Here is a 26,183-nt window from a genome sequence, read left to right as displayed (position 1 = left end):
TTTGTTGGCGAAGTAGCATCATTCGTTTATGAACTCAGCATACTTTAAACAAGGCGATAGCATGAGTGAATTAACTATTGGCGTAATTGGTACGTCACGCAAGACAGATGAACGACGTTACCCTATCCACCCAGACCACCTTAAGCGCATTCCAGAACAACTTAGAAAACAACTGATCTTTGAACAAGGCTACGGCGAAGCTTTTAATGTGAGCGATGCGCAAATAGCCGCATTAACCGGTGGTGTTGCAAGTCGCAGTGATATTTTAACCAAAATAGGCACCGTGATCATCGCCAAACCGGTGCTTGCTGATTTACAGGAGCTACGTGAAGGTGGAACCCTTTGGGGCTACGTACATTGCGTACAACAACGCGAAATAACCCAAGCTGCACTTGATAGAAAGCTCACTCTCATTGCGTTTGAAGATATGTTTGTATGGTCGCCGCAAGGCAATGTTGGTCGTCATACTTTTTATAAAAATAACGAAATGGCCGGCTACTGTGCGGTGTTACACGCACTGCAGCTCAAAGGTATTGATGGACATTATGGTGATCAGCGTAAAACCATCATCTTTAGTTTTGGTGCTGTTAGTCGCGGTGCAATTTATGCACTCAAAGCCCATGGTTTTAGAGATATTACGATTTGCATCCAGCGCCCCGATCACGAAGTACGCGAAGAGATCCTCGACTGCCATTACGTTAAAGTTCGCCAAGGCCAACACGATGAAGCACGGATGATGGTGGTTGAACACGATGGTACGCAACGGCCACTAACGGAGCTCATTAGCGAAGCCGATATTATCGTCAATGGCACTTTTCAAGAAACTGCAAACCCGGTTAATTTTGTTATTGAATCTGAAGCGGACTGCCTAAAAGCAAATAGTTTAATTATAGATGTAAGCTGTGACGAAGGTATGGGGTTCTTTTTTGCTAAACCCACCACATTTGCAAATCCGATGTTTCGCTATGAAACCGTTGATTATTACGCGGTTGATCATACACCTAGTTATTTATGGGAAAGCGCAACACGTTCAATCTCAGCCGCCATGATTGTATACTTACCTACAGTATTAGCAGGCAAGGCACAATGGCAAAAAGATGAAACCATCCGTCGTGCGATTAATATTGAAGACGGTATAATCAAAAATACTGCGATTCTAGCGTTTCAAAAGCGCCAATTAAACCCGCCTTATAATGCACTTTAGTTATTAAACATCAATAAACACGCCGAGCAGCTAATCCTGCTCGACGAGTTCATCTGTAAGAGTCATTGTTCTGATGTTGTTTGCTCACCAGCAACTTTTTCTCTCAGTTGCATCACCACTTGATCTGATATAGCTAAATCTCCTTGCTTGGCACTAAAGCTATGAACAACCCCGGCAGTGGTAGCAACCACTTCCAACACCACTTTATCAAAATCAACATCAAATAAAGTTTGGTCTCGTACTACGGCATCCCCCTCATTAACGTAAATTGCCGAAATCGTAGCCTTACCCATCATTCCTTGTAGTTCAGGTACTTTGATATCCATATTGCTTCCTTTGTGGTTAATTTAAATGCTATTTCGCGCCCCATGCAGCAATCAATTTTTCAAACTGAGCCTGCACATTGTTATTATTGATACCTTGAGTTTGTTGGTTAATTGCATTAACAAGCTCAGTAAATGACGTTTGGTTATTGTTACTGGTAACCGCTGCAGTTAGCGCATTCACAGCCTCTTTATTATCAAGGGCTGCAAGTTGCTCAATTAACGCCTGCAAGTGTGGCTGACAGTTATTACCAGCTATAGCACGGCTTAATTGCTCTAAACTTGCCATATAAGGCGTTTGCACAAAACCATTATCAAGCGATTGCGCTATGCTACTAATTGCTTGTTTATTATCTAAACCTTGAATATTCACACCAACACTTTGTAATAACTGGCTGTAATCGTGGCTTAGGTTGTTTTTACTGAGTTTACCGGCAATCTCTTCCAGTGATTGATGCAAATAGCCCATTTGCTCCACCGCCATCATCACCGGGCTGCCTGCGCCATCAAGTTTATTTAAACGTACAAAGTCACCTTTAATTTGACTAAAGCGCTGCTGCTGCTCTGCGCTTAAGGTGCCACGCAGTTCACCGAGTTTAAGTAAGTTCTCTTCAGAGCCTTTACTGAGTGTTTGCGCTTCACCACGATAATGGTCACAAATTAAGTTTTCTAGCTCTTCGTCATTCATGGCAGCAACGACTTTTTCTGCCATTTTATTCATATTACGGTAGCTGCCTTGCAATTTAAATGGCGGCTCTGTGCGATAATTATTATCTTGCGCGGCTGAGGCAATATACTGGGCGTTCACTTTTAGTACGGTATTACGAATAGTGATTAATCGGCTGAGTACCGCTTTAATTTCGTTAACTTCCGCTTGTGAATAGCCGTGTTCAAGCTCATTTAATGAAATATCTTCGCCTTGACACATCCGCACTAACTTATATAAATCTTCCATGTTACGGTTAGCCAATGGCGCTAATACTGTATTAGATGTTAGCGCATTTTCTATAAAGCTCATGGCAAACTCTTGCTCACACCCGGCTAAGGTATCGCCAAGATTATAAATATCGGCGCGGTTTGCCAACATATCAGGAATTTTAAAGCTCTCACCAGATTCTGTATACGGGTTACCTGCCATCACTACGGCAAACTTTTTACCGCGTAAATCATAGGTTTTACTTTTACCGTTCCACACCCCGTCAATACGTCTTGAGCCATCACACAAAGAAATAAACTTTTGTAAAAACTCAGGGTTAGTATGCTGAATATCATCTAAATACAGCATCACGTTATTGCCCATTTCAAAGCTCTGATTGATTTTTGCAATCTCTTTTTCAGCAGTAGCATTAATGGCTTGAGCAGGATCGAGTGACACCTGATCGTGCCCTATCGACGGGCAATTTACTTTTACAAAAGTCAGCCCTAAACGGTTAGCAACGTATTCCACTAAGGTGGTTTTACCGTAACCTGGCGGCGAGATCAGTAATAGCATGCCCATTAAATCAGTGCGTTTGTTTTTACCTGCTGAGCCAATTTGCTTTGCTAAGTTATCGCCAATAATTGGGAAGTACACTTTATTGATCAGCTGATTACGTACAAACGAACTAAGCGGCCTGGCTTTAAATTCATCAAGCTGCAGGCGCTCTTTTTGCTCAGCTAAAATATCACTGCGCAATGCATGATATTGCTCAAAAGCCGGCACTTGCTCAGTAATATACTTACGCGTGCGGGCATAAAACTCAGCGTAATCTAAATTTAAAACTTGCTCTTGCACTCGCTTATGCTGCCCCATTAAGTGTTCAACTTGCGTGCTCGGCGTGGCATCCAGTACGGTATACTGCAATGCTGTAGTGGCACTGAGGTGTAAGTAGTTAGCCGCTTCCGCTTGCACCATTGCCGATACTTTAGGATTTTGCATGCAGTACGCATTAAGCCAACTTAAAAATAATAATGCCCGCTCATCAGTTTGCTTTACGTTTTCACAGGCCTGAGCAAGCTCGTTGCTATAACCTTTGGCTTTAGCGTCACTGCTAAACTGTTCAGCTAAATTTTTAGCTTGCTGAGAAACGATAAATAGCTGTTGCTCTGCCGTTTTTTGTTGCGCTAATTGTTGCACTAAATAAGCTGCGGCCAAGTCAGTGGATAAATCAGCAAAACGTGCAGATAATTTGCTAACTTGAGTTAAAAAGACATTGATCTGTTCACTTAACTGCGCGGTTAACGTGCTGATAAAGCTGGTCGCAGCAAAGTGTTTATCCATCAAAATAGCATTGCTCGCTTGATGGAAATATTCGTTCAGTTGTGCAGATGACAATTGCGCACTAAATAACTGCGCAATAATACGACAACTAGCCGGATAAATAAGTAAGTCCAGACTATTTTTTTGCGTCAGTAAGGTGTCAATAATTGCCCATGCATCGTGGTCATGAATGCCTTTTTCATAGCCTTCTTGATAGCGCGGTTCAGCAAATTTTTGCACCAGCTGCAATAACTGTTTATCTCGTTGTGCCTGCTCTAATTGTGCAAAAGTCAGCGAATGCTCACTGTTTTCACAAGCGAGTAATATTTGCGCAGCTAAATACTCACCACGATAAACCACCTCACTTTCCGAAACTAATGTTTGTTGCCACAAATGACGACTTTGCTGTAACGTTTGTAAGCTTTTCTCATCTGTTATTGGCTCAAAATAATCAGTACCCGTTAAGTGCAGCATCAGCTGCTCGTCACGCGGCAATAAGGTTAAATCGAGTAATTGCTTATTAACACTAAAAGCGTGCTTACCAATACTGACTGTATTGCCGCCATCAGTGAAAATATCTTGTTTATCACGTAACGAACGTATGCCCTGATCTTTACTGGCTTTTAGCTTTGATTGGATATCATCGGCACGAATTTCATCGCCTAACTCTTTAAGCTCACTAGTCAATGCACGAAGCTTGCTGATCATAGGATCGGCGGCAAAATAAGTATTTAATGCATCAAGCTCAGTAAAGCTTTGCGCACGGCGGTTAACGCCTTGCAATATACGCTCGGCGGAATTGGCTAGATTCAATGCGCGGCGCTGACGGGTATCAATTAAGCTTTGTTTATGCGCTTCAAAGCTTTCGTATACGTCATCACGTTTGGCAATGATCTCTGTCAGGTATTCGTCAAAGTCACTAAATTGCGATTCCAACTCTTCAAGCTGAATAAGCAAACGTGAAAGTTGCTCGTCACACGCCTCTGGGGTTTTAGCATTATTTAGTGCGTTGGTAATACTTTGCGAAAAAAGCTTAAAGCGTGCGGCAAATTCAGCTTTAGCTTCAACACTGCCAAGGCTCTTTTGGCGGATTTCAATACTCGCTTTAGCACGATTAACCAACGCATAAACAGCACTGATATCTTCGAGGATTTGCGTGCGCACACGGCTGTCGTCGATGTCTAAATCAAGCATAGTGTGGTTAAGTAAATCCAGCTCTACACTTTGCGCATCTAACTGTGCAATATAGGTCTTCAGCTCGCTAACGCTTTCGCTTTTACTGCTTAGCTCTTCAAGCTCTTTAAGTTTTTCGTGGTACGGCGCCAGCGCGCTGTCTTGTTGTAAAAACGCAGCAGTTGCTTGGCTTACTTCCACCAGCCGTGTATCAATTTCACTTTGTAAGTTATTCAGTGCAGCAATATCTATATATTTAATATCTTCAAGGCTTATTACTTGCCCTTTGAGCATTTTTAATGCATCAATACCTTGCACAAATTGCGGTGCGACTTTAAAGCTATCAGGACGTACTTCTCGGGTTACATCAGTGTATTGCTTATTAATATCCACCAAGGCTTGCTTGGCTTTGTTTTGAATCTCGGTGACTTTTTCAAACTCATCAAGCACTTGCTCAGCGGTTTCATTGATGCTGTGTAGGTTTTGTGCGATTTTCGCAAACTCGCTTTCGTTAAGCCAATGGTAACGGTCAAAGATATTCCGGCTAAGGGCAATTAAATCTTCGTAATGAAATAAAGTCGGGCTTTGCTCGCTAATGGCTTTATAGACACTGTATAAATCAGAAATACCGCGAACTAAATCGGGGTTACCTATTTTACCAAAAAAGCTAGTAAGTGGCGGCGCATTGGCTGCAAATTCAGCCGATACAAACGGGCTTTGCCAAATTTGAATCGGATGTACTCGCTCCGCTTGGTCTTTATCGGCTTTAAAAGTCAGCGTTATACCATCGTTGTAAATAGCATAACCGTGACAATAAATTGGATTTTGCAGGTTTTTATCAATAATATTATAGGCAAATAGCGCGTAACGGCCTTCACTTGGCTCGTAAAACACGTATAAAACATCTTCGCCGTTTGGTGACTTTATATGTCGGTGAAATTCTAAATCTTCTATTTGCTCTTCAAACGAGCGTGCTTGCCCTGATTGTAAGTAGTAACCGCCAGGGAAAATAATGCCGTGATCTTCAGGTAAAGTAACACATGCACTGCCGATTGCATCTTGGCGCATGACCTGCTGAGTGCGGGTGTTATAAATAAAGTAACGCCATGTTTTTTCACGGTATGGGAGAATTTTTAGCAGCACTAAGTCGCCTACCAGCGCGTACTCAACTTCGCTGTCAGCAAGGGATTGGTTTTTATCATCAACAGCTTCTTGATAAATCCCTTCACCGGTGTCAGTGCTGTTTTCTATTTTAATGGTCAGTGAACCGCCAATGGTTTCAACAAACACTTGGTCCGCGATGTTGATATGAGCGTGGCGCCCTTCTATGTGGTTACTTCGGTCAGTTTTGAGCCATTCAAAATCATAGTCATGTGCGTGTTGAATATCACGCTCACCGCGGTTATCGATATAATTAATGGTGTTGTCTGGGTGAATTTCCCAGCGAAAAACCCGCACATCCGATAACTTGTCACCGATTTGGAATAGCGCAAATAGCTTGCCATTTTGTTGATATAAATGCTGTAGGCTGGTTTGTTTGTAGTAGGTATACAGTTCTTCAAAATCACGAATAAAACGACTATCGGTTAAAAAACGCGTTGTCTCTGGGTAAGGCTCAATTTCGTAATGGTCGTCTTGCTCCACCAGCTTTTGTACACTAAATACATCACTGATTGCGGTTTCTTTTTTTAATCCCAAAAATACGTTGTAAGCAAAGATAACTTTATCGCCAATAATCACGATATCGCGCGGGGTACAATTTTGCTCCGTACGAACGCGAACACGCCCTTTTACTTGTAGATCAGTGCTACCAAACTCGTTAATACGCTGTGTATTTACATCATCTATTTGCGTTTTTAAACTAGCACCAAAATTATTTAAGCGGCGTTTAATTAAATCGTACGAGCCTTGTTCTAGCGCTTGTTGAGTTGCGTCCGTCATGAAACCTATCCTGAAATTTAATAGAAGTTAGCCGCAATAGTTAAACTATTGCGGCTACAACGAGAGAACTTAGAAATTAAGCTAGTCTTTTGGATCTAGTTTAATTTTCTCATCTAACCCACCACCTAAGTTACCGCCTAACATGCTTAGTAATTGGCTTTTTTCAGCCGCAGAGGTATTACTTAACTGCTTTAATAACTTACTCATGTTGAAGTTTTTAAGTGTTTCGGCTGAGCCATTCGCCCCAGCTAACACCCCTTTTAGGTCTTCAATTAAATTACGATCACCATTTAAGTGATCTTTAAATACGGTTTGTACGGTTTTACTTTCATCAACTAAGCCATCAATTGATTTACCTAAACTAATTGCACTCATAAATTGATTAAAGAACTGACCATCGCCGCCCATAATATTAATATCAGCATTACCTAAGGCTTTCGCCATAATATGTGCTTGGTGCTCAGCAATGTCTTTGCTGGCCGAAATTTTTGCCAATACGAGCTCTTTTTGCTGGTTAAGCTGCAGCGTAAAGCTTTCGTAATCGCGAGCATCTTGATCCATTGCGTTCAAGGCTTGTAGCTTCTCTTCAAGGCCTTTTGCTTCGGCGCGCATCTTACGCTCTAGGTTAATCGCTTCCACTTCACCTTGTTTCTCATTCGCATCAGCCATGGCTGTTTGTACTTGCGCCTGAGATAAACCAATTTCACGATTACCTTGTGCTTCAGCTTCAAGTTTTTGACGCATTACTTTAGCATCAGTTTCACCTTGAATTGCATTTGCTTCGGCCTTCGCTTTAATAACATCCGCTTCAGCAAGCCCTTTAGCAGCTGTTTCAACTTGTTGCGCATGCGCCAAAATCTTTTTCGACTCAGCTTGTTGATTAGCAATTCTAAGCTCTGCATTGGCCATTGTTTCAAGCTCACGAGCTTTATATTCTGCGGCTTGCTCTTGCGCTTTTGCAGCTTCGATATCTTTTACTAATGACTGTTCGGCTTCGGCTTTGGCACGAATGATCATCGCACTCTTCTCGCGCTCTGCACCTGCGAGTACTTTCACATCTTTAATGCGCTCTTCTTCTTCAGCCACTGATTTTTCAACAATCACGCGATCACGCACTACATCGGCAATTTCTTTACGTTCTACTTCCAGTGCTTTTTCTTTATTGATGCGCAGGATTTCGGTTTCTCTTTCACGTTCGATCACTTCAATTTCACGTGAACGAGCAACTTTCTCTTCTTCAATACCCAAAACGCGTAATCGGTTTTGTTCGGCAATATCAAGCTCACGTTGCTTATTTTGCTCGCTAATGCCAATCGCTTCTTCTGTTTGAATGCGGGCTTGCTCTGATTTTAAGCGCTCTTCTTGGCGTACTTTTTCAGCTTCGGCATATTCGCGGGCTTTCACGGTTTCAATTTCGCGCACTTGACGTGACATGGCATCTTGCTTTTGGCGCTCAATTTCCAGTGACTTTTCGGTGGCTTCTTGATTTTGGATCTCAATTTTAGCGCGTTCATCACACTTCAATTGATTGGTAGATACATTTTGTACTGCGGTCATTTCAGTGATGCGGCGAATACCTTCGGCATCGAGAATATTTTGCGGATCGAGCTTATCAATTGACGTTTGTTCAAGGTAATCAATAGCAACATCTTCAAGTGAATAACCCGATAAATCTTGGCCAATCACTTCTTTAATATTATCGCGAAATTCATTTCGGTGAGTAAATAACTCAACAAAATCCATTCGCTTACCAACAGTTTTAAGTGCTTCTGAGAATTTCGCTTCAAACAATTCTTGCAATGTGGCGTGCTCTGATGCACGGGCGCAACCGACTTGCTTAGCAACGCGTAAAATATCTTCTTTGTTTTCGTTAACACGAATATAAAAAGTAATGGCGATATCGGCGCGAATATTATCTTTACAGATCAAACCGCCTTTATCTTTACGCTCAAGCACCATGCGCTTGGTTGAAATGTCCATCACTTCCATTTTATGGATCACAGGATAAACAATTCCGCCCGTAGTGGTGACATCGGGCTCGTTCTTCATTTTATTAATGATCAGTGCTTGGCCTTGCTCTACCTTGCGATAAAACTTGCCGATAATTAGCAAAATAGCAAAAATAACAGCGATTGCTATACCTACAAATGTCAATATAGGTATGAGATTATCTAAAAATTCCATGTTATGTCCTAACGTGATTATCGATTTATTATGTGTTACTTACCCCTAAATAAACTAGGGTATTACCAAGGTTTGGCGGTAATAATGTAACAGTGTTGCTCTTTGAGGTGTTCAAGCAACACCGCTGTGTCACCTGATGTAAATTGCTCGTCATTTTCAGCTCTAACTTCAAGTAACTGCTCAGTACCTTGAAATTTAACCCGTGCTTGGCCAAATGTATTTGTTACTTTGCCAGTAACAACAACACATTCTAAACCCAGTAAATCTGAACTTTGCGAGGTTTGTGCGCTGCTAAAAAAGCGCTGTAATGGCCGAGAAATAATGGCCGCAATTGGCATAGCAATCAGCAAACAAACGCCCAGCATTAGCACGCCAAAAATATAAAACCACATACCATCGCCTAACAGGTAGGCAAAAAACTTATGGGCATAGATGCTGATCAACCAGCTACTCATCACTACGAGACTAATAGATACAGTAATTGGTATGCCACCAAACCCCATGCTAAACCATGAACTCAAGCCTGAGCTTTGCGACGCATCGGCTTCAATTTCTAGATCTGATTCAAACATGTCAATATCAGCAAAGCCAATAAGGGTTATTAGCCAAAACAACATCACAACTAACAACAGGGCTGAAAAAATAACGGTGGGGAAAGTAAGCGCTAAGTTTAAAAATTCCATCATTACAACTATCCATTTATTTTAAACGCAGTAGGCGATAAAACTTTTTATCATTTAGTCGCGTAAATGTTAAGTGTTTTATGGAAAATCAACGTTGTTAATATAAAAAATTGTAAATGAACGACTACTTTGAAACGTTAACTTAGCTTAATTAACGACTTAGAAGTAAAAAAACGCCGCAATTTAGCGGCGTTTTACTTTGTGTGTATGACGACCTAAGTTACATATTACCCAGCTTTATCATCATTGCTGTATACATTTTAAGATTGAGCTTAAGTTGTTCAACTGTAATAAACTCATGCTCTGAGTGACCGGTGTAGCGCTTGCCTGGCATTGATGGCCCAAACGATACTGCATTATCAAATAACTTTGCATTGGTACCGCCACCAATAGATACAAATCCAGCCTCTTGATCACCGGTAAAGTGTTTAAAAATATCTAATAATGCTTGTGCATGAGGTGCGCTGTCGAGCAACATTGGCGTGCCAATCACCACATCAACACCAGATAACTTTACGTTATTTCTCACTTGCCAATTACTCAGTGCGGTATCAATTTGCGTACGTAATACCGCTTCATCTTTACCCATTGGACGACGTAAATTCACAGCGAGTGTGAGTTCATTACCATCACGTTCAATAAGCGTTGGTGCTACTGTCATAGGTCCCATAAAGTCATGTTTATAAGCAATATCACCAAACTGTTTGCCATGTATATCAAGACCAATTAGCTGATTAATAAACGCAATTGCTTGACCATCACTGTTATTCTCAAGCTCAATACCTTTAAAAGCTTCCGCTAAGTAAGCAATGGCGTTAACCCCAGATTCTGGCTCTGATGAATGAGCAGACAACCCTTTTACGCTGATAACAACACCATCAGCTTGCTCGCTAAAGTTAAATTCCACAGCGTTAAGCGCACTCGCTGCATGTTTAAGTTTGCTGACTAACGCAGTATCGGCGTTATGTAACACCACACTCGCATCTTCTGGTATTTGGCTTTTAAAAGCGCCGCCAGTAAGTTCACTTACATACACTCCTGTTTGTGCTGAGGTAGCATTAAACGTTGGTGCAATTAAGCTCCAACCTTTTTCCGCGACAACCACCGGGTATGACGCATCAATAGTAACCGCATATTTAGGCTGCTGATAGCTTTTCATAAACTCTTCAAGCGGACCCCAATCAGATTCTTCAGCTAAGTAAATCATCAACTCAATACGATTATTAAGTGTGATCTGTTGATCTTTTATAGCTTTCATTGCATATAAAGCGGTCGCGATAGCACCTTTATCATCTTCTGTTCCACGCGCAATTAATTTACCTGGCTCTGAGGTACTATCTATTTCAAACGGGCTTTTTTTCCACTTACTTGCGTTGGCAGGTTGCACATCGCCATGGGTTACTATGGTTACCTTTTCAGTTTGTTGCCCCATACCAATAAGTACGGTGTAACCTAAATCTTGGTAATCAAAACCAAGTTCAGCAGCTTTCATTTTTAACAAAGCTTTAAAGCCAATAAAGTCGGGATTATCAGGAGTATTGATGCCGTCTTTATTAACCGTCGGGAATGATACTAAATTAGCTAAGGTATGAATTTGCGCACTTTGGTAGGTATTTACAGCATAATCAGCAACGCTGTCATTAATCTTATTTAATTTTGCATGTGCGTTAAAGGCCAATAAAGCGATACTAGCTAAAGCTAATTTTTTCAAAACAAGTCCCATTCAATTAACAACTAAGAATCACAATTATAACGCTCTGGCTTAATAACGAACAATGCTTTGCGATAGACCGACAACTTATTATTAATAAAACATAGAGCAAAGCAGCTAGGTAAATAATAGGCTGTAAGAAACTTAAGGTTTCATCTGATCAACCATTTCAACAAAACGTTTAACCCCTTGCGTAATTTCACTTAACCCTTGAGATACTTCTAAAATACTTTCTTGCCCTTCGTTTGCAATACCAGCGACAGATCCTAATAGTTCATCCATTTGACTTATCAACGCTTGAGTTTGCTCAACGACACGGCCTATCTCTGCGGTCGATTCTGCGGTATTACTTGCAAGTGTGCGCACCTCATCAGCAACGACAGCAAAGCCACGTCCAGCTTCACCAGCTCGAGCAGCTTCAATTGCAGCATTAAGTGCAAGTAAGTTTGTTTGATCTGCAATAGATCGAATAGTAACCACAATATCAACTATACTTTTAGACTGTATTTTAAGCTCTTTCCCTGTTGCCGTTGCATTATTAACTCGTTCAGCAATGTTTTTTGATGTTTCAACAGCTAAGCCTAAAATATTTACTGCATTGGAAGTTACTTGACTGGTTTCCTCTGAAATAGTCGCAGCTTGATCAATCGTGTTAAATGCTAAGTTAACGCGCTCTGTTATGTCTGATGCAAACTTAATAACTTTATATACCTTACCGTTTTCATCAAAGATTGGATTGTAAGTTGCCTCAAGCCACAAAATGCGACCATCTTTGCTAAATCTCTTAAAACGACCTGAATTAAATCGTCCCTTACTAAGGCTCTGCCAAAACTCTGGATTTTTAAGATAAAACTCTTTATCACAAAATATTTTATGATGTTTTCCTTTTACTTCTTCAAGTGAATAATGAACGGTTGATAAAAAGTTTTCATTAGCATCTAAAATATTTCCTTGTGTATCAAACTCAATGACTGCTAACGATAGATCTAGCGCATTAAGAATTGCATCTTTGTTTTTCAACACATTATTTATAGTCGTGATGTCATTGGCAATTTTAATAACTTTACTTACGCTGCCATCATCTTCTACAACTGGAAAATAATTTGCTTCTAAATAAATAGGAACCTTAGTTTTTGTAAAACGTAAAAAAGTACCACCAAATGATTTACCCGCACTTAAATCTTGCCAGAAATGGCGATAGTCCTCAGAATTTACATAGTCTGAATCACAAAATATTTTATGATGTTGGCCAACAATCTCACTAAGCTTAAACCCCATTACATCTAAAAAATGTTTATTAGCATCAACAATGATGCCATCCACTGTAAAACTAATAAAAGCTATATTAGATTTAATTGCATTTAGCTCTTTTTGAGCCTGAGAGGTCATTGGGTCAGTTTGTTTATGTTTATCTAAAACAGCATTCTTTGACTTAAAAAACATCATTTTATCCTTTGACTGTATCATTCTTATTAGCTATTTAAATCATAGAATTAACAACACTACTCTTTAACAGCCACACTTTAATTGTGACTACTATTCACTACCATTTAGTAACAAAAATCAATAATATCTAATAGTTGAGAATTTTAAAAAGAGCAAGATTAGTCATCAAATTAGTAAGGGGTATTACAGAAAACGCAGGAGATATAAACGATAATAGTATAGGGATAGTTGAGTTTCTAAAATAAATGAGCTATCAGTAAATCTTGTTACTTTTGAGCAACTAAATTTTTAATGTGTTAGAGCATTTAAAATGCCCACATAACAAACATTTTATAAATTTATTAGTCATATTTGCATACAACGAAGTATAATGCGCATCTTAAAATTATGGGGTCGATCATGAATCGCAGAAAGAAAATCGTTACAAAGTTTAATAACAAAGATAAGCGCGCAAATGCAAAATTACATAAAAGTAATAAGCCTGCTTATGTGTCTAAAGCTGAACGTGAAAGATTGGCACTACTCGCTCAAGAACAGCAAATAGACACTTTAAACGATGAAGCGAATTGATAAACCAATAAAAACATAAACTTGAGATTTAAATAAAATAAAAGTTAATAAATAGTTGCAAATTACACACCTAACTGTAATGTTGAATATTCAGCAACAATGCTGAAACACACCAATAATCACTTAGGAGGCATAAATGAACAAATTATTTATTATCGCTCCTAGTGCTCCTCAAGAATGTTCTGTCAACTATCATTTAAGTGAATGGTTCGACGAATAAAAAAACCTGAATAATTTAAAAGCAATAATGCCTCGCAGTAGGAAGGCTTCTATGTAATTAAAATTCAGGTAACAATAATGAAAAGAAAACTCTCAATTCTTAATGGAACACTAGCCGCGTGCATGTTTTTTTCGTTTGCAAGTAATGCTTGTTTAACAAACGAAGTTGAATCAAACGACACTGAAAGCAATGCAAATTCCCCACTTTGTAGTAATACCACCGTTGCAGGCTCGTTGAGCCGCAATGATACTGATTGGTTTAGCTTTGAAGTAACTCAAGTCGGGCCTATTGAGGTCAGCCTTGAGCACAACACTAACGATGATTTTGACTGGGCATTATACCAAGAAATAGGATCTGCTGTTGCCGAAGGGGCGACCAGTAATGTTCCAGAAACAGGCAGTTATAACGCACAATCAACGGGTACTTATTATGTAAAAGTAACGCGTTACTCCGGTACAGGTTGGTACGATTTAACGGTCAATTTTGGTGAAGGTAGTAACACCGGTGGCGGAAGTGGCAGCGGTGATTGTGGCTATAGCTCTCGCCCTGCAAAGCCAAGTTCATTACAAGCATATTTACAAGGTGGCAGTGCTGATTCATGCAGCACATTAACAGCTGATCAAGGTGCTGTATTACTGATGGGTGGTGGCAGCGATGTTGATCAAGCATTTAGTAATCGCGTTGCTAACCATGTTGGCAGCGGTGCCGATGTTGTTGTGCTTAGAACCTCAGGTACTGACGCCTACAACGATTATTTACTGAACTTAATGAATGCCGACTCAGTAGAAACACTGATCATTGATACTCGCAACAAAGCGAATGATGACTATGTTGACTGGGCTATCCGCAGCGCCGAATTTGTATGGATTGCAGGCGGTGACCAATCAGATTATCTTAATCAATGGCAAGGTACAAAAGTACAAACCGCTGTGCAACACGTTTTTGATAAAGGCGGTGTCGTTGGCGGAACGTCTGCAGGCATGGCGTTAATGGCAAACAGCGTGTACGACCCAGATGGCGTTGCTGGCGCAGTATCAGATGAAGTAGTCACTGACTTTTGCCACGAAACACTTAACTTCAGCAGTCGATTTATTGATGTGCCTGTATTAAACAACAGCTTAACCGATACGCACTTCCAAGAACGTGACAGAATGGGGCGTGCCATCGTGTCTTTAGGCCATCACAGCAATCAGTATTTTTCTATTGCAGCCAGTGAGGCAACCTCACTGTTCATCGATGCCTCTGGTACAGGTGTTGTTGACGGCAGCAATGAAGTTTACATCTTTAAAGAAACCGCTAATACGCAAAGAGTGACATTGCAATGTGGGAGCCCAGTAAACTATCAAAATATTAATAGAGTAAAGCTACTACCTGGTGATAATTACAATGTGGTTAGCCACGCTCATAATGGTATGCAACTAGACGTGAGCATTAATGGTAATAACAATAACTTCTACTCCCCTATCAATCCTTATTAATTCCCCCAGTTAAGAGCCCTTTGGGCTCTTTTTTATTTAAAAAGCAACTTGAGCAATTTCAATCAGGCAGGCATTCTCTTACTTTGTCACACTGACGCCACTTCTGAATAAAAGTATAACGAGTAACTATGAAAAACACGCACCTACAGCGCATCCATCATGTCTGTGATTATATAAACCACCATATTGATGAGCCACTTACATTAGATAGTTTAAGTGCCGTTGCCTATTGTTCTAAATTTCATTTTCATCGTTTATTTATCTCAATAATGGGGGTAAGCGTTACTAAGTACACGCAATTTGCTCGCTTAAAGCGCGCCTCTTATCGGCTTGCTTTTGAGCATCACAAACGCATTATTGATATTGCATTAGAGGCAAGTTTTGAAAGTCCTGAAGCTTTTAGTCGTGCTTTCAAACGTGTTTTTGCTCAATCCCCAACTCAATTCAGAAGCACACCAAACTGGCCACATTGGCATGCGCAGTTTGACTTTAAAATACCTGAATTAAAGGTTAGTAATATGAAAGTAGAAATTGTTCACTTTGCACCGCAAGCTGTTGCGTTGCTTACCCACAACGGTTCGGCCACTAAGCTTATGGAAACAGCCGCACAGTTTATTAAATGGCGAAAAGAGTCAGGCTTATCACCGGTAAAAACCAGTGATACTTATGGCATCCCTTATAGCGATCCTGCGGTGACTGACGACAACGATTTTCGCTTTGACTTCGCCGGCAGCGTCAAGCAACCAATTAGCGATAATCAATATGGCGTAAGAAATGGTGAGATCCCGGCAGGTCGCTGCGCTTTAGTCAAGCACTTTGGCAGTCATGACACTATCAGCGACACTGTTTATTATCTATATCGTCAATGGTTACCAAACAGCACTGAAGAAGTTAGAGATTTTCCGTGCTTCTTTCATTACTTAAATCTCATTCATGAAGTAGATGAGTGTGATTTAATAACTGATATTTACTTGCCGCTAAAATAATAATTAACCGCAGAGGCAAAATCTCATTATTGCCTCTTCGTTCTGTATTCATACTATTACAATTTCACACCTTCAAGCCGTTTAAAGCCAAGGAACTAAAATAATGCGTATAACGGATCGCTACATAGCCAACCACAGCGCTTGCTACTAGCAATTCAACTACCGCTAAATGATGTATTTGGTTTATAAACTGTACATCAACATTCATAGTTAGCATCCAATCCGCGAGTTTAAATAACGCCGTAGCACCAATGACCATGGGAAAGGTAAATGCAGCAAACCCAGGGCAAAACCTGCGGCGTAGTAATTTAAAAAATGCCGTATAAATAATGAGTGTCATTAGTATGGCAATACCAAATAACCCCCCAATTATCACTGGCGACGGCTGGGTCACTACAGTGAAATACCCCGCCAACGATAAGCTTGCCGGCGCCGCTAATATAGCTAATGTGGGCTGTGCAGCATCAGGAATTTGCTCAGCAAATATTATCCGGTAAATCATTAACGGCAACATAACTGCGTACATTAACATGCCAAAATAAAGTGCTGCTTGTGCTAAAAACAACAGTGCTGGGTTACCCGAGAACGCGACATCGGCAACAATAATACCCACCGGTGGTACAAACCAACTTGGCACCATGTGCTCAATTTTAAACTCACGAACACGATGAATAATAAAGCTCAATAAAAATCCCAAGTGCAATAAAAATGCGCCTACCCAAAGCACATCCCCTGCTAATGGATTAACGTGCCCTAACGAATTAGATACCACCAACGTTGCCATAGCAAAAGTAGGCACAACGCTACCTACAACAGGGTGCGCTAAATCGGCCTTTAATAAGTGTGGGTACAGTAAAAATTTTAAGCCAAGTATTAATAATAATGCGCTCGCAATTGCCGCCCCAGTGTATTGCGCTGCGCCATTTACATTAAACATATTTTCCCAAGCCCAACCAAGGCTGGCTATGCCTAATGCTAATCCACCCATTGGGGTAGGTGCGGTTATTACTTTGGCTTTTATATAATTAAACATGTTTATACTCCACACTCACTGTTTATCTTATAAAGAAGTTTAACCTTGCATTTTGTTTAGTTAAATCTAATTATATAGAACACATGTTCATAAAAATTAAACACCAAGCTCATGAATATTTCTCTTAAACAACTTAAAGTGTTTGTAGGTATTACTCAGCATGCAACACTTACCGCAGCCTCTGAGCGGCTTTACTTGTCTAAAGCGGCGGTGAGCATGGCGCTTAGCGAGCTTGAAAAGAAGTTAGGTCACCCACTGTTTGACCGAGTAAATCATCGCTTAATTTTAAATCAAGAAGGGCAAAAATTACTGCCCTTGGCCGATGAATTACTGCACAGAGCAAATGATATTAATACGCTTTTTTCGTCCCACGCAAAAGCCAGCGGCACCTTAAAAATAGGTGCCAGCGATACCATTGGTAATCATGTGTTACCCTCTATACTTAGTGGATTTCGCCAACAACAGCTGCATTATTCACAGCAAGTTTTTATTTCAAATTCTGAGCTTATTTGTCAAAAACTGCGCGATTTTGAACTCGACATTGCACTAATAGAGGGCCAAGCCCAGCAAAGCGACTTAGTCTCAACCGTGTTTAGTAAAGACACTATGTGTATTATTGCGCCGCTGTCCCACCCTTTAGCTAAAAAACCACAGCTTAGTTTTAATGACTTAGCAAACAGCGAATGGGTATTAAGGGAAGCCGGCTCTGGTTCACGCTCATTCTTTTTACAAAACCTCGCTACACATATCGATAATTGGAGCCAAAGTTTTGAGCTCAATACCACAGAGGCATTGATCAACAGCGTTGCTGAAGGGTTAGGGCTGGGATGTTTATCGTCACTCGCGGCACAATACGCTTTACAAGATGGCCGCGTTACAAAACTTAATTTAAACCACCCTATGCAAAGGCAATTTTGGTTAGTAATGCATAAAGACAAATATAAAAACCCGTTGCTAACGCAGTTTATAGATTTTTGTGATCAGCTATAATGTAGCCATGCTAAACATCATGGCTACATTTAGGTAGTTTACTTAAAATGCGTAGCTGATACCGGCATTAACCGAGCGACCTTGTCCTGCTAATTGGTTAAAGCCTTGGCCTTGATCCACATTAAACTGGGCAATACTGACTCCGCCTAAAGGCTGCTGGTAGTATTCGTCAAGTAAATTAGTAATTGCCAACTTAACTGTTAGCTTATCCCATGTCGCCTTGGTTGCTAAATTCACTAAGCTATAGTTGGCTGATAGATTTTCAATACGACGTGGATCTACACGCGTTTTGCTATCTACCCACTCCCAGCTCAATGAGTTTTGCCATTTACCGAGTTGTTGCTCAAGGGCTATTTTGCTATGCAGTGGCATTATTTGATATAACGGCTCATCACTGTCATCACGCTCGCCATGGGTGCTATTAAGCGCGGCGGTTAAATCCCATGTGCCTGCATTTTTACTATCAACAACACGGATAATACCTTCAAGCTTAGTGCCATAAAGTGTGGCGTCTAAATTGGTAAATTGCAGGGTATTACGCTCAGTTAATGCCTTATCTGTGCGGTTAGTACTGCCAACAACAGTAACATCAATATAATCATTTACTTGGGTATACCAAGCGTTAGCTGTTATTTGCCACTGACCATCTTCTGCCGATTTAGTGTAACTGGTGCTGATGGTATGCGCGGTTTCGGCTACTAAGTCTGGGTTACCAATATAACCATTACCATCACCAAACCAACCAATCATACTGGTCGACATTGTGCTGACACCCCAGCTATAACGTTCATATAAATTAGGCGCACGATTTTTACGTGCTAAGCCAAATTGTAGTTCATCTTCATTAGTAATTTGGTAGCGTAATAATAGGCTGGCATCCACAAGCGTGTCACTGCGCGCGCGATCCATGGCATTAAACTCTTTTGCAGCATCTTTATTTGGATCTGCCATATTCATTGCTGGCATACTTCCCATACCTGACATTCCATTCATGCCATCACCCATGTCTGAATATGGCTGCACTTCACCGGTATCCGTTTGCACATATTCAATACGCGTACCAGCAGAGACCCACCACTTGTTATTTAGCTGCTTTTGCAGCTCAGCAAAACCGGTGTAGCGGTCACGTTCACCGTCATTAATATTTACATAGTCGTTAGGCCCCATCATCATTGAGCCTTCAATCGCAGGCCACCAATCATCAATGCGGTAACCATAGTATTCTTGGCCGAGCAGTAATACAGTGTCAGCATCAAAGTCTAAACGCCAATTAAGTTGATAACTGATATCTTGCGCGTCGGTATTCATCGGCATCATGCCGGTTTTTTCAGCGCTGAAAAAACCCATTTCGTGCTTTACATCATTAAAGTTTATTTGCGCTCGAAACTCACCACTTTCAAGCTGGCGTTTATACTGAGTGACTATGCCATAACTGGTGTTATCCGTCATATCCATATATTGATTAGCAAAGCCCTGAAAGGGTATTTTTTGATGCGTTAATTTAACCACTAGCTGTTGTTTTTCATCTCGCAGCGCTGCGGTTAATGCATGATTTTGCACGCGATATAGAGTATCTAATACTAAATCACCATTACCATCGTCATAACTATCAGCGTCTTCAAAGGCACCTTGATAATTTAAACTAAAGCTGTCACTGGCAAGTCGTGCGCCAACACCAACCGCTTGCGCATTATTTACACTGCGATACTGCGCCGACACATAACCTGAATGCCACACTAACATATCACTCTCACCATATTGCGGAGCAATGGTGTTTACTACAATAACGCCGGCAATGTTATCGCCACCAGCGCTTACTGGCGAAATACCTGCAATCACTTGATAAGACGATAGCTGATTAGCCGAAATATAAGATAATGGTGGGTTCATCTGATTGCCACAGGCCGCAGTAATATCTGCGCCATCGACCAGTACTTTAACTCTATCGCCCATCATGCCATTTAATATAGGTAAACTAGAAATGCCACCTGCCGCAGAGAAATCCACCCCCAACTCAGTTAAAAGCTGTTCAGCAGAACCTAAATTTGCATGGCTGTTAACGTTTTGGCCCTGTACTTCAATCACTTCAATTGAATCATCAGCCAGTACATAAGGAGAGACTAAACTCGCAATGCAAAGTGCTAACGGAGAAAGTGCATAACGTGAATTGATAGGTGGATTGTGGTTGCTCATTTTATTCTTTAATTACAGCAGGTTTAAGATAAGCAAAGTATATAACTTGACGACAACACTGAACACGCGACAAATTGTCGCACCCCAAGCTCTGACTCGATGTTTATTGTTCTTATTTTAAACACGCTAATAACTTTTAAAAGGCTGTTAGAACACTAAAAACATAAAATAGCCACAACCACTGAAAATTTATTTTTCATCAGCATGCCGCTTAATAACCAAGGTGAATATATCAAGTCATTGAAAATTAGAACGTTCCTATTCAGCCAAAAACACTGCAATCTAAAATCGTATTTTCTGCTCTAAATACACTGTTTTTAGTGCAAGACGCTGACTTATTTTTATCATACAATCGCGGTTTAATTGGTTCTTCAAAATTGCAGTTTCCTGCTTTTTATTAAATAAATCATTCATATTTTGTCGTCAGTCTTTTTACAAGGGTTATCTATGTCACCTGAACCTAGCGTCGTGAACAATACGCTAAGCACTACCGCTATTTTGTTAGTACTTGCACTGGGTACTTTTATTTTAGGATTATCGGAATTTTCGATGATGCCGATGCTGCCATTGTTTAGCGAAACATTTGCCTCAACACCAGCACAAAGCGGTTATACCATTAGCGCCTATGCGATTGGCGTAGTGATCGGCGCACCGTTTTTTATGATCACCACAGCAAACATGCGCAAGCGTAATGCTTTGCTATTATTTGTGTCGATGATGTTTATATTTAACGGCTTAAGCGCATTTGCTAATTCGTTAGAGCAGCTTATATTATTTCGCTTTTTAAGTGGTTTACCCCACGGAGCTTATTTTGCTGTTGCCATTTTATTAGCCGCAGATATAGCACCTACCAATAAACGCGCCAGCTTTATGTCTAAAGTATTTATGGGCCTTACCATAGCAACGATTGTTGGCGTGCCTATGGTTACTTTAGTCGGTCAAAATTTTAGTTGGCGTTATTGTTTAGCGGGCACCGCAGTGCTGGCACTTGTTGCGTTAATTCTAATTGTAAAGTTCATACCAAACACAAAAAATTCAGCCCCTTCGTCGTTATTAAGCGAGTTGAGCGTACTGAAAAATAAGCTGGTTTGGTCAATTTTAGGGATCATTATTGTTGGCTTTGGCGGGGTGTTTTGCATTTATACTTATATTGCCGATACAATTTTAGTGGTCACTCACACACCAGCCTACACTATATCAATTGCAATGGTTATGTTCGGTATTGGTTGCACGCTGGGCAACTATATTTTAGGTAAGGCAGCTGATCATTCGCCCCTTAAAACCACTGGTATAGCACTTGTTGGCGCAATCGTTTTTGCTACAACTTATGTAATGGCAAGCCATAACATTTGGTTACTTTATGCGGTTATATTTTTTATTGGCTTTAGTGTCGGACTTGGCACAGTTATCCAAACTATGTTGATGGATGTATCTCCCCATGGGCACGCAATGATTGGCGCACTTGTACAATGCGCATTCAATACTGCAAATGCAATTGGTCCTTGGGTTGGCGGCTTAGCAATTGCACAAGGCGCGCAACCTAATCAAACCGGCTATGTCGCCGCAGTGTTATTTGCTGGTGGATTTATCATGTGGTTACTGAGTGCATTGCAAATGGGTAAACAAAAACCGCAACTAGTTGCCCCATAAACAGCGCTACACTCTGCGTACTTAAAGTACGCAGAGTGTAGAATTTATATCTCTTCATCTTGAAAGATATCTTCAATTTTTAATTTAAATAAACGAGCTGCTTTAAACGCTAACGGTAAACTAGGATCGAACTTGCCTTTTTCGATAGCATTCACCGTTTGCCTTGATACATCAAGTAGCTCTGCTAATTTTGCCTGAGTAAGGTCATGCTCCGCGCGCAATACTTTAAGGCGGTTTTTCATTCTTCGTCCTCAGCGCCAAGTTGTTTATTTATCACTACGACAGACACTAAATAAGTTATCCCCATAAACATCACTAAATGAGAAATCCCTTGTCGAAACGAAATTACCCCGCTCGTTTGTAATACCGAGTATGCTAAACCAAATACTAAACTCCCTCCTAAGGTAATCGCCATTGCATTTAAATGTAACCGTTGCTGCAATTCATCTAAGCCAGCTAAATGGCGTTTATTTGCCATAATCATCATAATACCTGCGCAAACATTGACCATAATTGCCACTATACTAAGTAGCGTGTTCTGCTCGCCCCACAGCAATAATGGCCCGAATGACGCAAGCGCCAAAGTTAAAACCCATGCCAGAGTCCACTTTGCTAAATAAACAGTGTTTAGTTTGTTGCGTTGTTTGAATGTTAATCCTGTTTGTTGTTTCATGCTCTCGCCTTTTTAGTCAAGTAAACTTGACTAAGTATTGTTGAGGCTCACAGAAAAGTCAAGCAGGCTTTACATAAAGTAATGTAAGATAGACATCACTTGAACTGTAACTGTTTAATAAAGCTTTTTAACGTTTAACTCAGAATATTGTATTAACTTATTGCTTGCAGTAGGATAAAACAAAGCTGTTTAAAGCAACCTCAATTTTAACAATAACAATGATGAGCCCTGCATGCGTAAATCTGTTTTCTTTGTCGGTGAATGGCAAGTAACACCTGCCACCAATAGCTTACGACGAGGTGCGCAAGTCAAACAACTTGAGCCCAAAGCGATGGATGTTTTATTGTTATTATGCGAAAAACAAGGAGAATTAGTTAGCAGTGACGAGATCATTAACCATTGTTGGCGCACTGTTGCGGTGGGCGATAATCCATTGCACAAAGTTATCACGCAATTACGTAAAGCATTTGACGACAAAGCCAGTGATCCGCAATACATAGAGACAATCCGCAAGCGCGGCTACCGCGTTATCGCCAAAATAGAGCTGCCTCTCGATGAAGAACAAAAAGCCAGCCATATAAAATGGCAAGGCAGCTCACCCTTTGTTGGCTTAAGCGCGTTTACTCCCAATGAAGCCGATGTTTTTTTTGGCCGCAGCAAGCAAATAAACACACTATTACAACGGGTATCGGCACAAATAAGTTTTGGCCGTGCTTTTAGCTTATTGCTCGGCTCTAGTGGCTCAGGTAAATCATCTTTAGTCAATGCAGGTATATTACCGGCATTAATGAGTGAATCAGGCTTTGATGGCTTTCGGGTTGAGTCATACTGCCAACTTGATTTTGCTGATATAACTAAAGATCGGTTATTTCTCGATTTAGCCTCTACCCTACTTGATTTAGAAATCAACGACGCCCCGGTGCTTAGTGATATGAGTGCCGACACCTTGAGCGAGTTATTACAAAACGCGCCCGAGCAAGTTATTGAGGGTTGCCAAATGGCTGTAAAGCAAAGCCAAACAGCCCATATAAAACCGTATTTATTTTTATTTATCGACCGCCTTGAAGTATTACTGTCGTCGCCAGTATTTAGCGAGCAAGAGCGCAGCCAGTTTTTAACAATTATAGAGTTACTGGCCACCAGTAACTGCATGATTATATTTAGCGCCTGTCGAAATGACTTTTATCCGCAAGTGGTTAATCAACCTAGCTTAATGGCAGGCAAAGCCAATGGCGCCCATTTTGACTTACTGCCGCCAACTCGCGCTGAATTAAAACAGATGATCCGCCTGCCAGCTTTAGCCGCAGGGCTTAGTTGGCAGCTTGACCCTGAGCACCAAACACCACTGGATGAAATGCTCTGTAACGACACCGCCAATAACCCCGATGCCCTGCCAATGCTGCAATACACTTTGCAACAACTGTACTTACAGCGCAGCGAAAACGATGAGCTATTAGTCTCTGAATATCAAGCATTGGGCGGTATTGAAGGCGCGATTGGCCAAAAAGCTGAGCACGTTTTTACACAACTGCCCAAGCAACAACAATCCCAGCTGAGCTTGGTATTATCAAAACTAATTACCCTGCACGCCGATGGCGAAACCCTCACCAGCCGCGCAGCCCGTTGGGATGAACTCACCACCCCGGCACAAACACAACTTGCACAAGCGATGGTCGATAGCCGCTTATTTGTATCGCACCTTAAAAACGAGCAAGCCTGTTTTAGTTTGGCACACGAAGCGCTACTACGTCAGTGGCAACGTGCCATAGACTGGATAAACCAACACCAACAAAGCTTAGCCATTAAAAGTCGCTTGCAAATCGCCACCGAGCGCTGGTTAAACGAGCAAAAACATGCCGACTTTTTATTAGCGCAGGGCAAGCCATTACAAGAAGCACAAAGCCTGATAAATAACGTTATGTTTAGCCTCAGCGCTGCTGAACTAAGTTTAATTAAAGCATCAAACCGCAGGGCAAAACGTAAAAAAAGAGTGTTACAAGCCACCGCGGTTGCCCTTATTTTACTCAGTTTTATAGCCACCTTTATGAGCGTACGCAGCTACCACGCCGAGCAAGTCGCGCAGCAAAAACGCTTAGAAGCCGAAAGCCTACTTGGCTTTATGGTGGGTGAATTTGCCGATAAACTGCGTAGCGTTAAACGTATGGATTTGCTCGATGGTATTAGCAATAAAGCGCTGGAGTACTTTACCAATCAAGCAGAAGAGCCCAGCTCTCTTTTTAGTTTTAACGACCAAAAAAAAGAATTTAACAACCGCTTTCAATATGCACAAACCCTTGAGGCAATGGGCGACGTAGCCTATTCCCGCGGCAAAACCAGTGAGGCCTATACCGCGTTTGAAAACGCCCGCACTCGCCTTGAAGCACTCTTAAAAATACAACCAGATAATTTAGAACTATTAACGCTTGCGGGCGCAAATGCTTTTTGGTTAGGCCAGCTTCATTATGATAAAAGTGATTACGCTGCCACAGAGCCAATGTTTAAAAAATACCACGCTTATAGTGAAACAATGTATTCATTAGCACCCAATGACTTTAACTCCATTATGGAGCTATCGTATTCACATAACTCATTAGGCTCCCTGTATTTAAATCAATTTAACTACCAAGCCGCAAAGCAAAATTTTACACAGTCGCTAGCTCTAAAAAATAAAGCCCTTGAACTGAAACCCAACAATAAAAATTTGCTACGCGATAGGGCCGATACTCTTAGTTGGCTTGCCAGTACAGAGGAAAAATTAGGAAACTTTAATGATACGCTTACTATGTTTAATAGTGCAGCGAACGAACTAAGTACCATGCTGAGTAAGTACCCTAATGACGCTAGTTTATATAAGGGGCTTGCGTCAAATTACATACAACAAAGTTATTTGTTAAGTTACTTTACTGACAAAAGCGCAGCTTATAAAAAAGCCGAGCAAGCAACAAACACGATTAACCTTGCTCGTTTACAAGACCCAGAAAACAACCAATTTCAACGTTCCTATTTTCGCTTTTTAGCTTTGCAATTAGCGTTATCTGATGACAAAAAAATCAATAGTAAAATAGACGAAATACTGAGTTTTATAGCTCAAGAGAAGTTTAACAATACAGTAATAATTAATACCCAAATAAGCTTGATTGAGTATTTTTTACAACGAGGCTTTTACGAAAAAGCTAAAACACTGTTAATAGCACTTGAACAAAGTGACGATTATAAAGAGCAAGTAAATCGACTTAATGAAAATGATTCGGGGTCAATTTTCGCAATAGTAAATTTAATTAATGCTAAACTAACCTCAAATAAAGAAGAAAGAAAAATATATTGCCAAAATGCACTCATTGCTTTGGGAGATAAAAAAAATAAAAGCATATATCATACCTTCCCTCTTATTCAAGCGCATATTTGCTTAAATAAAGAAGCCGAGATTACAGAATTAAAAAACAGCCTAATTAATTTGGGCATCAGTAACTTTGAACTATAACAATC

At 40.7% G+C, this 26,183-nt stretch carries 16 protein-coding genes and 1 pseudogene; 7 read left to right on the top strand and 10 right to left on the bottom strand.

All coding sequences use genetic code 11. The annotated features are described in order from the left end of the window. The first annotated feature begins 61 nt into the window (after window positions 1-61). Window positions 62-1,204 (top strand): N(5)-(carboxyethyl)ornithine synthase, encoded by a 1,143-nt coding sequence (locus tag H5187_RS00500; RefSeq protein WP_145237471.1) that lies wholly within the window; start codon window positions 62-64, stop codon window positions 1,202-1,204. A gap of 62 nt (window positions 1,205-1,266) precedes the next feature. Here the strand turns inward: H5187_RS00500 and H5187_RS00495 are convergent, their stop codons facing one another. The 6 genes and pseudogenes from H5187_RS00495 to H5187_RS25000 form a co-directional block, all read right to left on the bottom strand. After that, entirely contained in the window at window positions 1,267-1,530 is a 264-nt protein-coding gene (locus H5187_RS00495; protein ID WP_149980857.1) for a biotin/lipoyl-containing protein, read from the bottom strand. A 28-nt stretch (window positions 1,531-1,558) separates the two neighbouring features. Further along, complete coding sequence (locus H5187_RS00490; RefSeq protein ID WP_182794068.1) at window positions 1,559-6,880, bottom strand: DNA repair ATPase; 5,322 nt, start codon at window positions 6,878-6,880, stop codon at window positions 1,559-1,561. A gap of 81 nt (window positions 6,881-6,961) precedes the next feature. Continuing rightward, window positions 6,962-9,064, bottom strand: coding sequence for a flotillin family protein (locus H5187_RS00485; RefSeq protein ID WP_145237480.1), 2,103 nt, complete (start codon window positions 9,062-9,064; stop codon window positions 6,962-6,964). A 62-nt stretch (window positions 9,065-9,126) separates the two neighbouring features. Then, window positions 9,127-9,750, bottom strand: coding sequence for a YqiJ family protein (locus H5187_RS00480; RefSeq protein WP_257325469.1), 624 nt, complete (start codon window positions 9,748-9,750; stop codon window positions 9,127-9,129). 217 nt (window positions 9,751-9,967) lie between these two features. Next, on the bottom strand, window positions 9,968-11,458 hold the full coding sequence (locus H5187_RS00475) for a dipeptidase (protein ID WP_182783825.1): 1,491 nt from the start codon (window positions 11,456-11,458) through the stop codon (window positions 9,968-9,970). A 144-nt stretch (window positions 11,459-11,602) separates the two neighbouring features. Continuing rightward, window positions 11,603-12,832, bottom strand: a pseudogene (locus tag H5187_RS25000) (methyl-accepting chemotaxis protein); the annotation flags it as partial. Between the two features lie 471 nt (window positions 12,833-13,303). Between H5187_RS25000 and H5187_RS00465 the strand changes: the two are divergent. The 3 genes from H5187_RS00465 to H5187_RS00455 all read left to right on the top strand — a co-directional run bounded on the left by H5187_RS00465 (window position 13,304) and on the right by H5187_RS00455 (window position 16,158). Then, on the top strand, window positions 13,304-13,474 hold the full coding sequence (locus tag H5187_RS00465) for a DUF2986 domain-containing protein (protein WP_182783823.1): 171 nt from the start codon (window positions 13,304-13,306) through the stop codon (window positions 13,472-13,474). Window positions 13,475-13,771: 297 nt separating this feature from the next. Further along, window positions 13,772-15,172: a pre-peptidase C-terminal domain-containing protein gene (locus H5187_RS00460; protein WP_182783821.1), complete on the top strand. Its 1,401-nt coding sequence runs from the start codon at window positions 13,772-13,774 to the stop codon at window positions 15,170-15,172. Window positions 15,173-15,300: 128 nt separating this feature from the next. Further along, entirely contained in the window at window positions 15,301-16,158 is an 858-nt protein-coding gene (locus H5187_RS00455; RefSeq protein ID WP_149980865.1) for a GyrI-like domain-containing protein, read from the top strand. A 64-nt stretch (window positions 16,159-16,222) separates the two neighbouring features. On the opposite strand, the gene H5187_RS00450 is transcribed toward H5187_RS00455, so the two are convergent. After that, window positions 16,223-17,191: a TDT family transporter gene (locus H5187_RS00450; RefSeq protein ID WP_182717032.1), complete on the bottom strand. Its 969-nt coding sequence runs from the start codon at window positions 17,189-17,191 to the stop codon at window positions 16,223-16,225. Window positions 17,192-17,302: 111 nt separating this feature from the next. Between H5187_RS00450 and H5187_RS00445 the strand changes: the two genes are divergently transcribed. Further along, on the top strand, window positions 17,303-18,181 hold the full coding sequence (locus tag H5187_RS00445) for a LysR family transcriptional regulator (protein WP_182797437.1): 879 nt from the start codon (window positions 17,303-17,305) through the stop codon (window positions 18,179-18,181). A gap of 42 nt (window positions 18,182-18,223) precedes the next feature. Here H5187_RS00445 and H5187_RS00440 read toward each other — a convergent pair whose 3' ends face one another. After that, window positions 18,224-20,374, bottom strand: a complete 2,151-nt coding sequence (locus H5187_RS00440; RefSeq protein WP_182783819.1) for a TonB-dependent receptor — start codon at window positions 20,372-20,374, stop codon at window positions 18,224-18,226. A 447-nt stretch (window positions 20,375-20,821) separates the two neighbouring features. Between H5187_RS00440 and H5187_RS00435 the strand changes: the two genes are divergently transcribed. Beyond that, a complete protein-coding gene (locus H5187_RS00435; RefSeq protein ID WP_182761470.1) occupies window positions 20,822-22,024 on the top strand; it encodes an MFS transporter in 1,203 nt (400 codons plus the stop codon). Window positions 22,025-22,068: 44 nt separating this feature from the next. Here the strand turns inward: H5187_RS00435 and H5187_RS00430 are convergent, their stop codons facing one another. Both H5187_RS00430 and H5187_RS00425 read right to left on the bottom strand, forming a co-directional pair. Next, the gene (locus H5187_RS00430; protein ID WP_182761469.1) at window positions 22,069-22,266 is read right to left on the bottom strand and encodes a helix-turn-helix transcriptional regulator; all 198 of its coding nucleotides are present in this window, start codon (window positions 22,264-22,266) and stop codon (window positions 22,069-22,071) included. After that, the gene (locus H5187_RS00425; RefSeq protein WP_182761468.1) at window positions 22,263-22,697 is read right to left on the bottom strand and encodes a hypothetical protein; all 435 of its coding nucleotides are present in this window, start codon (window positions 22,695-22,697) and stop codon (window positions 22,263-22,265) included. The genes H5187_RS00430 and H5187_RS00425 overlap by 4 nt, the downstream gene beginning before the upstream one ends. A gap of 232 nt (window positions 22,698-22,929) precedes the next feature. Between H5187_RS00425 and H5187_RS00420 the strand changes: the two genes are divergently transcribed. After that, a complete protein-coding gene (locus H5187_RS00420) occupies window positions 22,930-26,178 on the top strand; it encodes a winged helix-turn-helix domain-containing protein (protein WP_182794067.1) in 3,249 nt (1,082 codons plus the stop codon). Window positions 26,179-26,183 lie beyond the last annotated feature (5 nt).

The sequence above is a fragment of the Pseudoalteromonas sp. SG44-1 genome (genome assembly GCF_014164315.1).
In the GTDB taxonomy this organism is placed as follows: domain Bacteria; phylum Pseudomonadota; class Gammaproteobacteria; order Enterobacterales; family Alteromonadaceae; genus Pseudoalteromonas; species Pseudoalteromonas rhizosphaerae.
The sequence above is the reverse complement of the archived record's forward strand: the minus strand, read 5'-3'. Positions and strand labels throughout refer to the sequence as shown.

What these genes read in the sequence shown, in the direction of transcription:
- H5187_RS00500 (WP_145237471.1), top strand. Translation starts at nt 62, where the DNA reads ATGAGTGAATTAACTATTGGCGTAATTGGTACGTCACGCAAGACAGAT.
- H5187_RS00495 (WP_149980857.1), bottom strand. Translation starts at nt 1,530, where the DNA reads ATGGATATCAAAGTACCTGAACTACAAGGAATGATGGGTAAGGCTACG.
- H5187_RS00490 (WP_182794068.1), bottom strand. Translation starts at nt 6,880, where the DNA reads ATGACGGACGCAACTCAACAAGCGCTAGAACAAGGCTCGTACGATTTA.
- H5187_RS00485 (WP_145237480.1), bottom strand. Translation starts at nt 9,064, where the DNA reads ATGGAATTTTTAGATAATCTCATACCTATATTGACATTTGTAGGTATA.
- H5187_RS00480 (WP_257325469.1), bottom strand. Translation starts at nt 9,750, where the DNA reads ATGATGGAATTTTTAAACTTAGCGCTTACTTTCCCCACCGTTATTTTT.
- H5187_RS00465 (WP_182783823.1), top strand. Translation starts at nt 13,304, where the DNA reads ATGAATCGCAGAAAGAAAATCGTTACAAAGTTTAATAACAAAGATAAG.
- H5187_RS00460 (WP_182783821.1), top strand. Translation starts at nt 13,772, where the DNA reads ATGAAAAGAAAACTCTCAATTCTTAATGGAACACTAGCCGCGTGCATG.
- H5187_RS00455 (WP_149980865.1), top strand. Translation starts at nt 15,301, where the DNA reads ATGAAAAACACGCACCTACAGCGCATCCATCATGTCTGTGATTATATA.
- H5187_RS00450 (WP_182717032.1), bottom strand. Translation starts at nt 17,191, where the DNA reads ATGTTTAATTATATAAAAGCCAAAGTAATAACCGCACCTACCCCAATG.
- H5187_RS00445 (WP_182797437.1), top strand. Translation starts at nt 17,303, where the DNA reads ATGAATATTTCTCTTAAACAACTTAAAGTGTTTGTAGGTATTACTCAG.
- H5187_RS00440 (WP_182783819.1), bottom strand. Translation starts at nt 20,374, where the DNA reads ATGAGCAACCACAATCCACCTATCAATTCACGTTATGCACTTTCTCCG.
- H5187_RS00435 (WP_182761470.1), top strand. Translation starts at nt 20,822, where the DNA reads ATGTCACCTGAACCTAGCGTCGTGAACAATACGCTAAGCACTACCGCT.
- H5187_RS00430 (WP_182761469.1), bottom strand. Translation starts at nt 22,266, where the DNA reads ATGAAAAACCGCCTTAAAGTATTGCGCGCGGAGCATGACCTTACTCAG.
- H5187_RS00425 (WP_182761468.1), bottom strand. Translation starts at nt 22,697, where the DNA reads ATGAAACAACAAACAGGATTAACATTCAAACAACGCAACAAACTAAAC.
- H5187_RS00420 (WP_182794067.1), top strand. Translation starts at nt 22,930, where the DNA reads ATGCGTAAATCTGTTTTCTTTGTCGGTGAATGGCAAGTAACACCTGCC.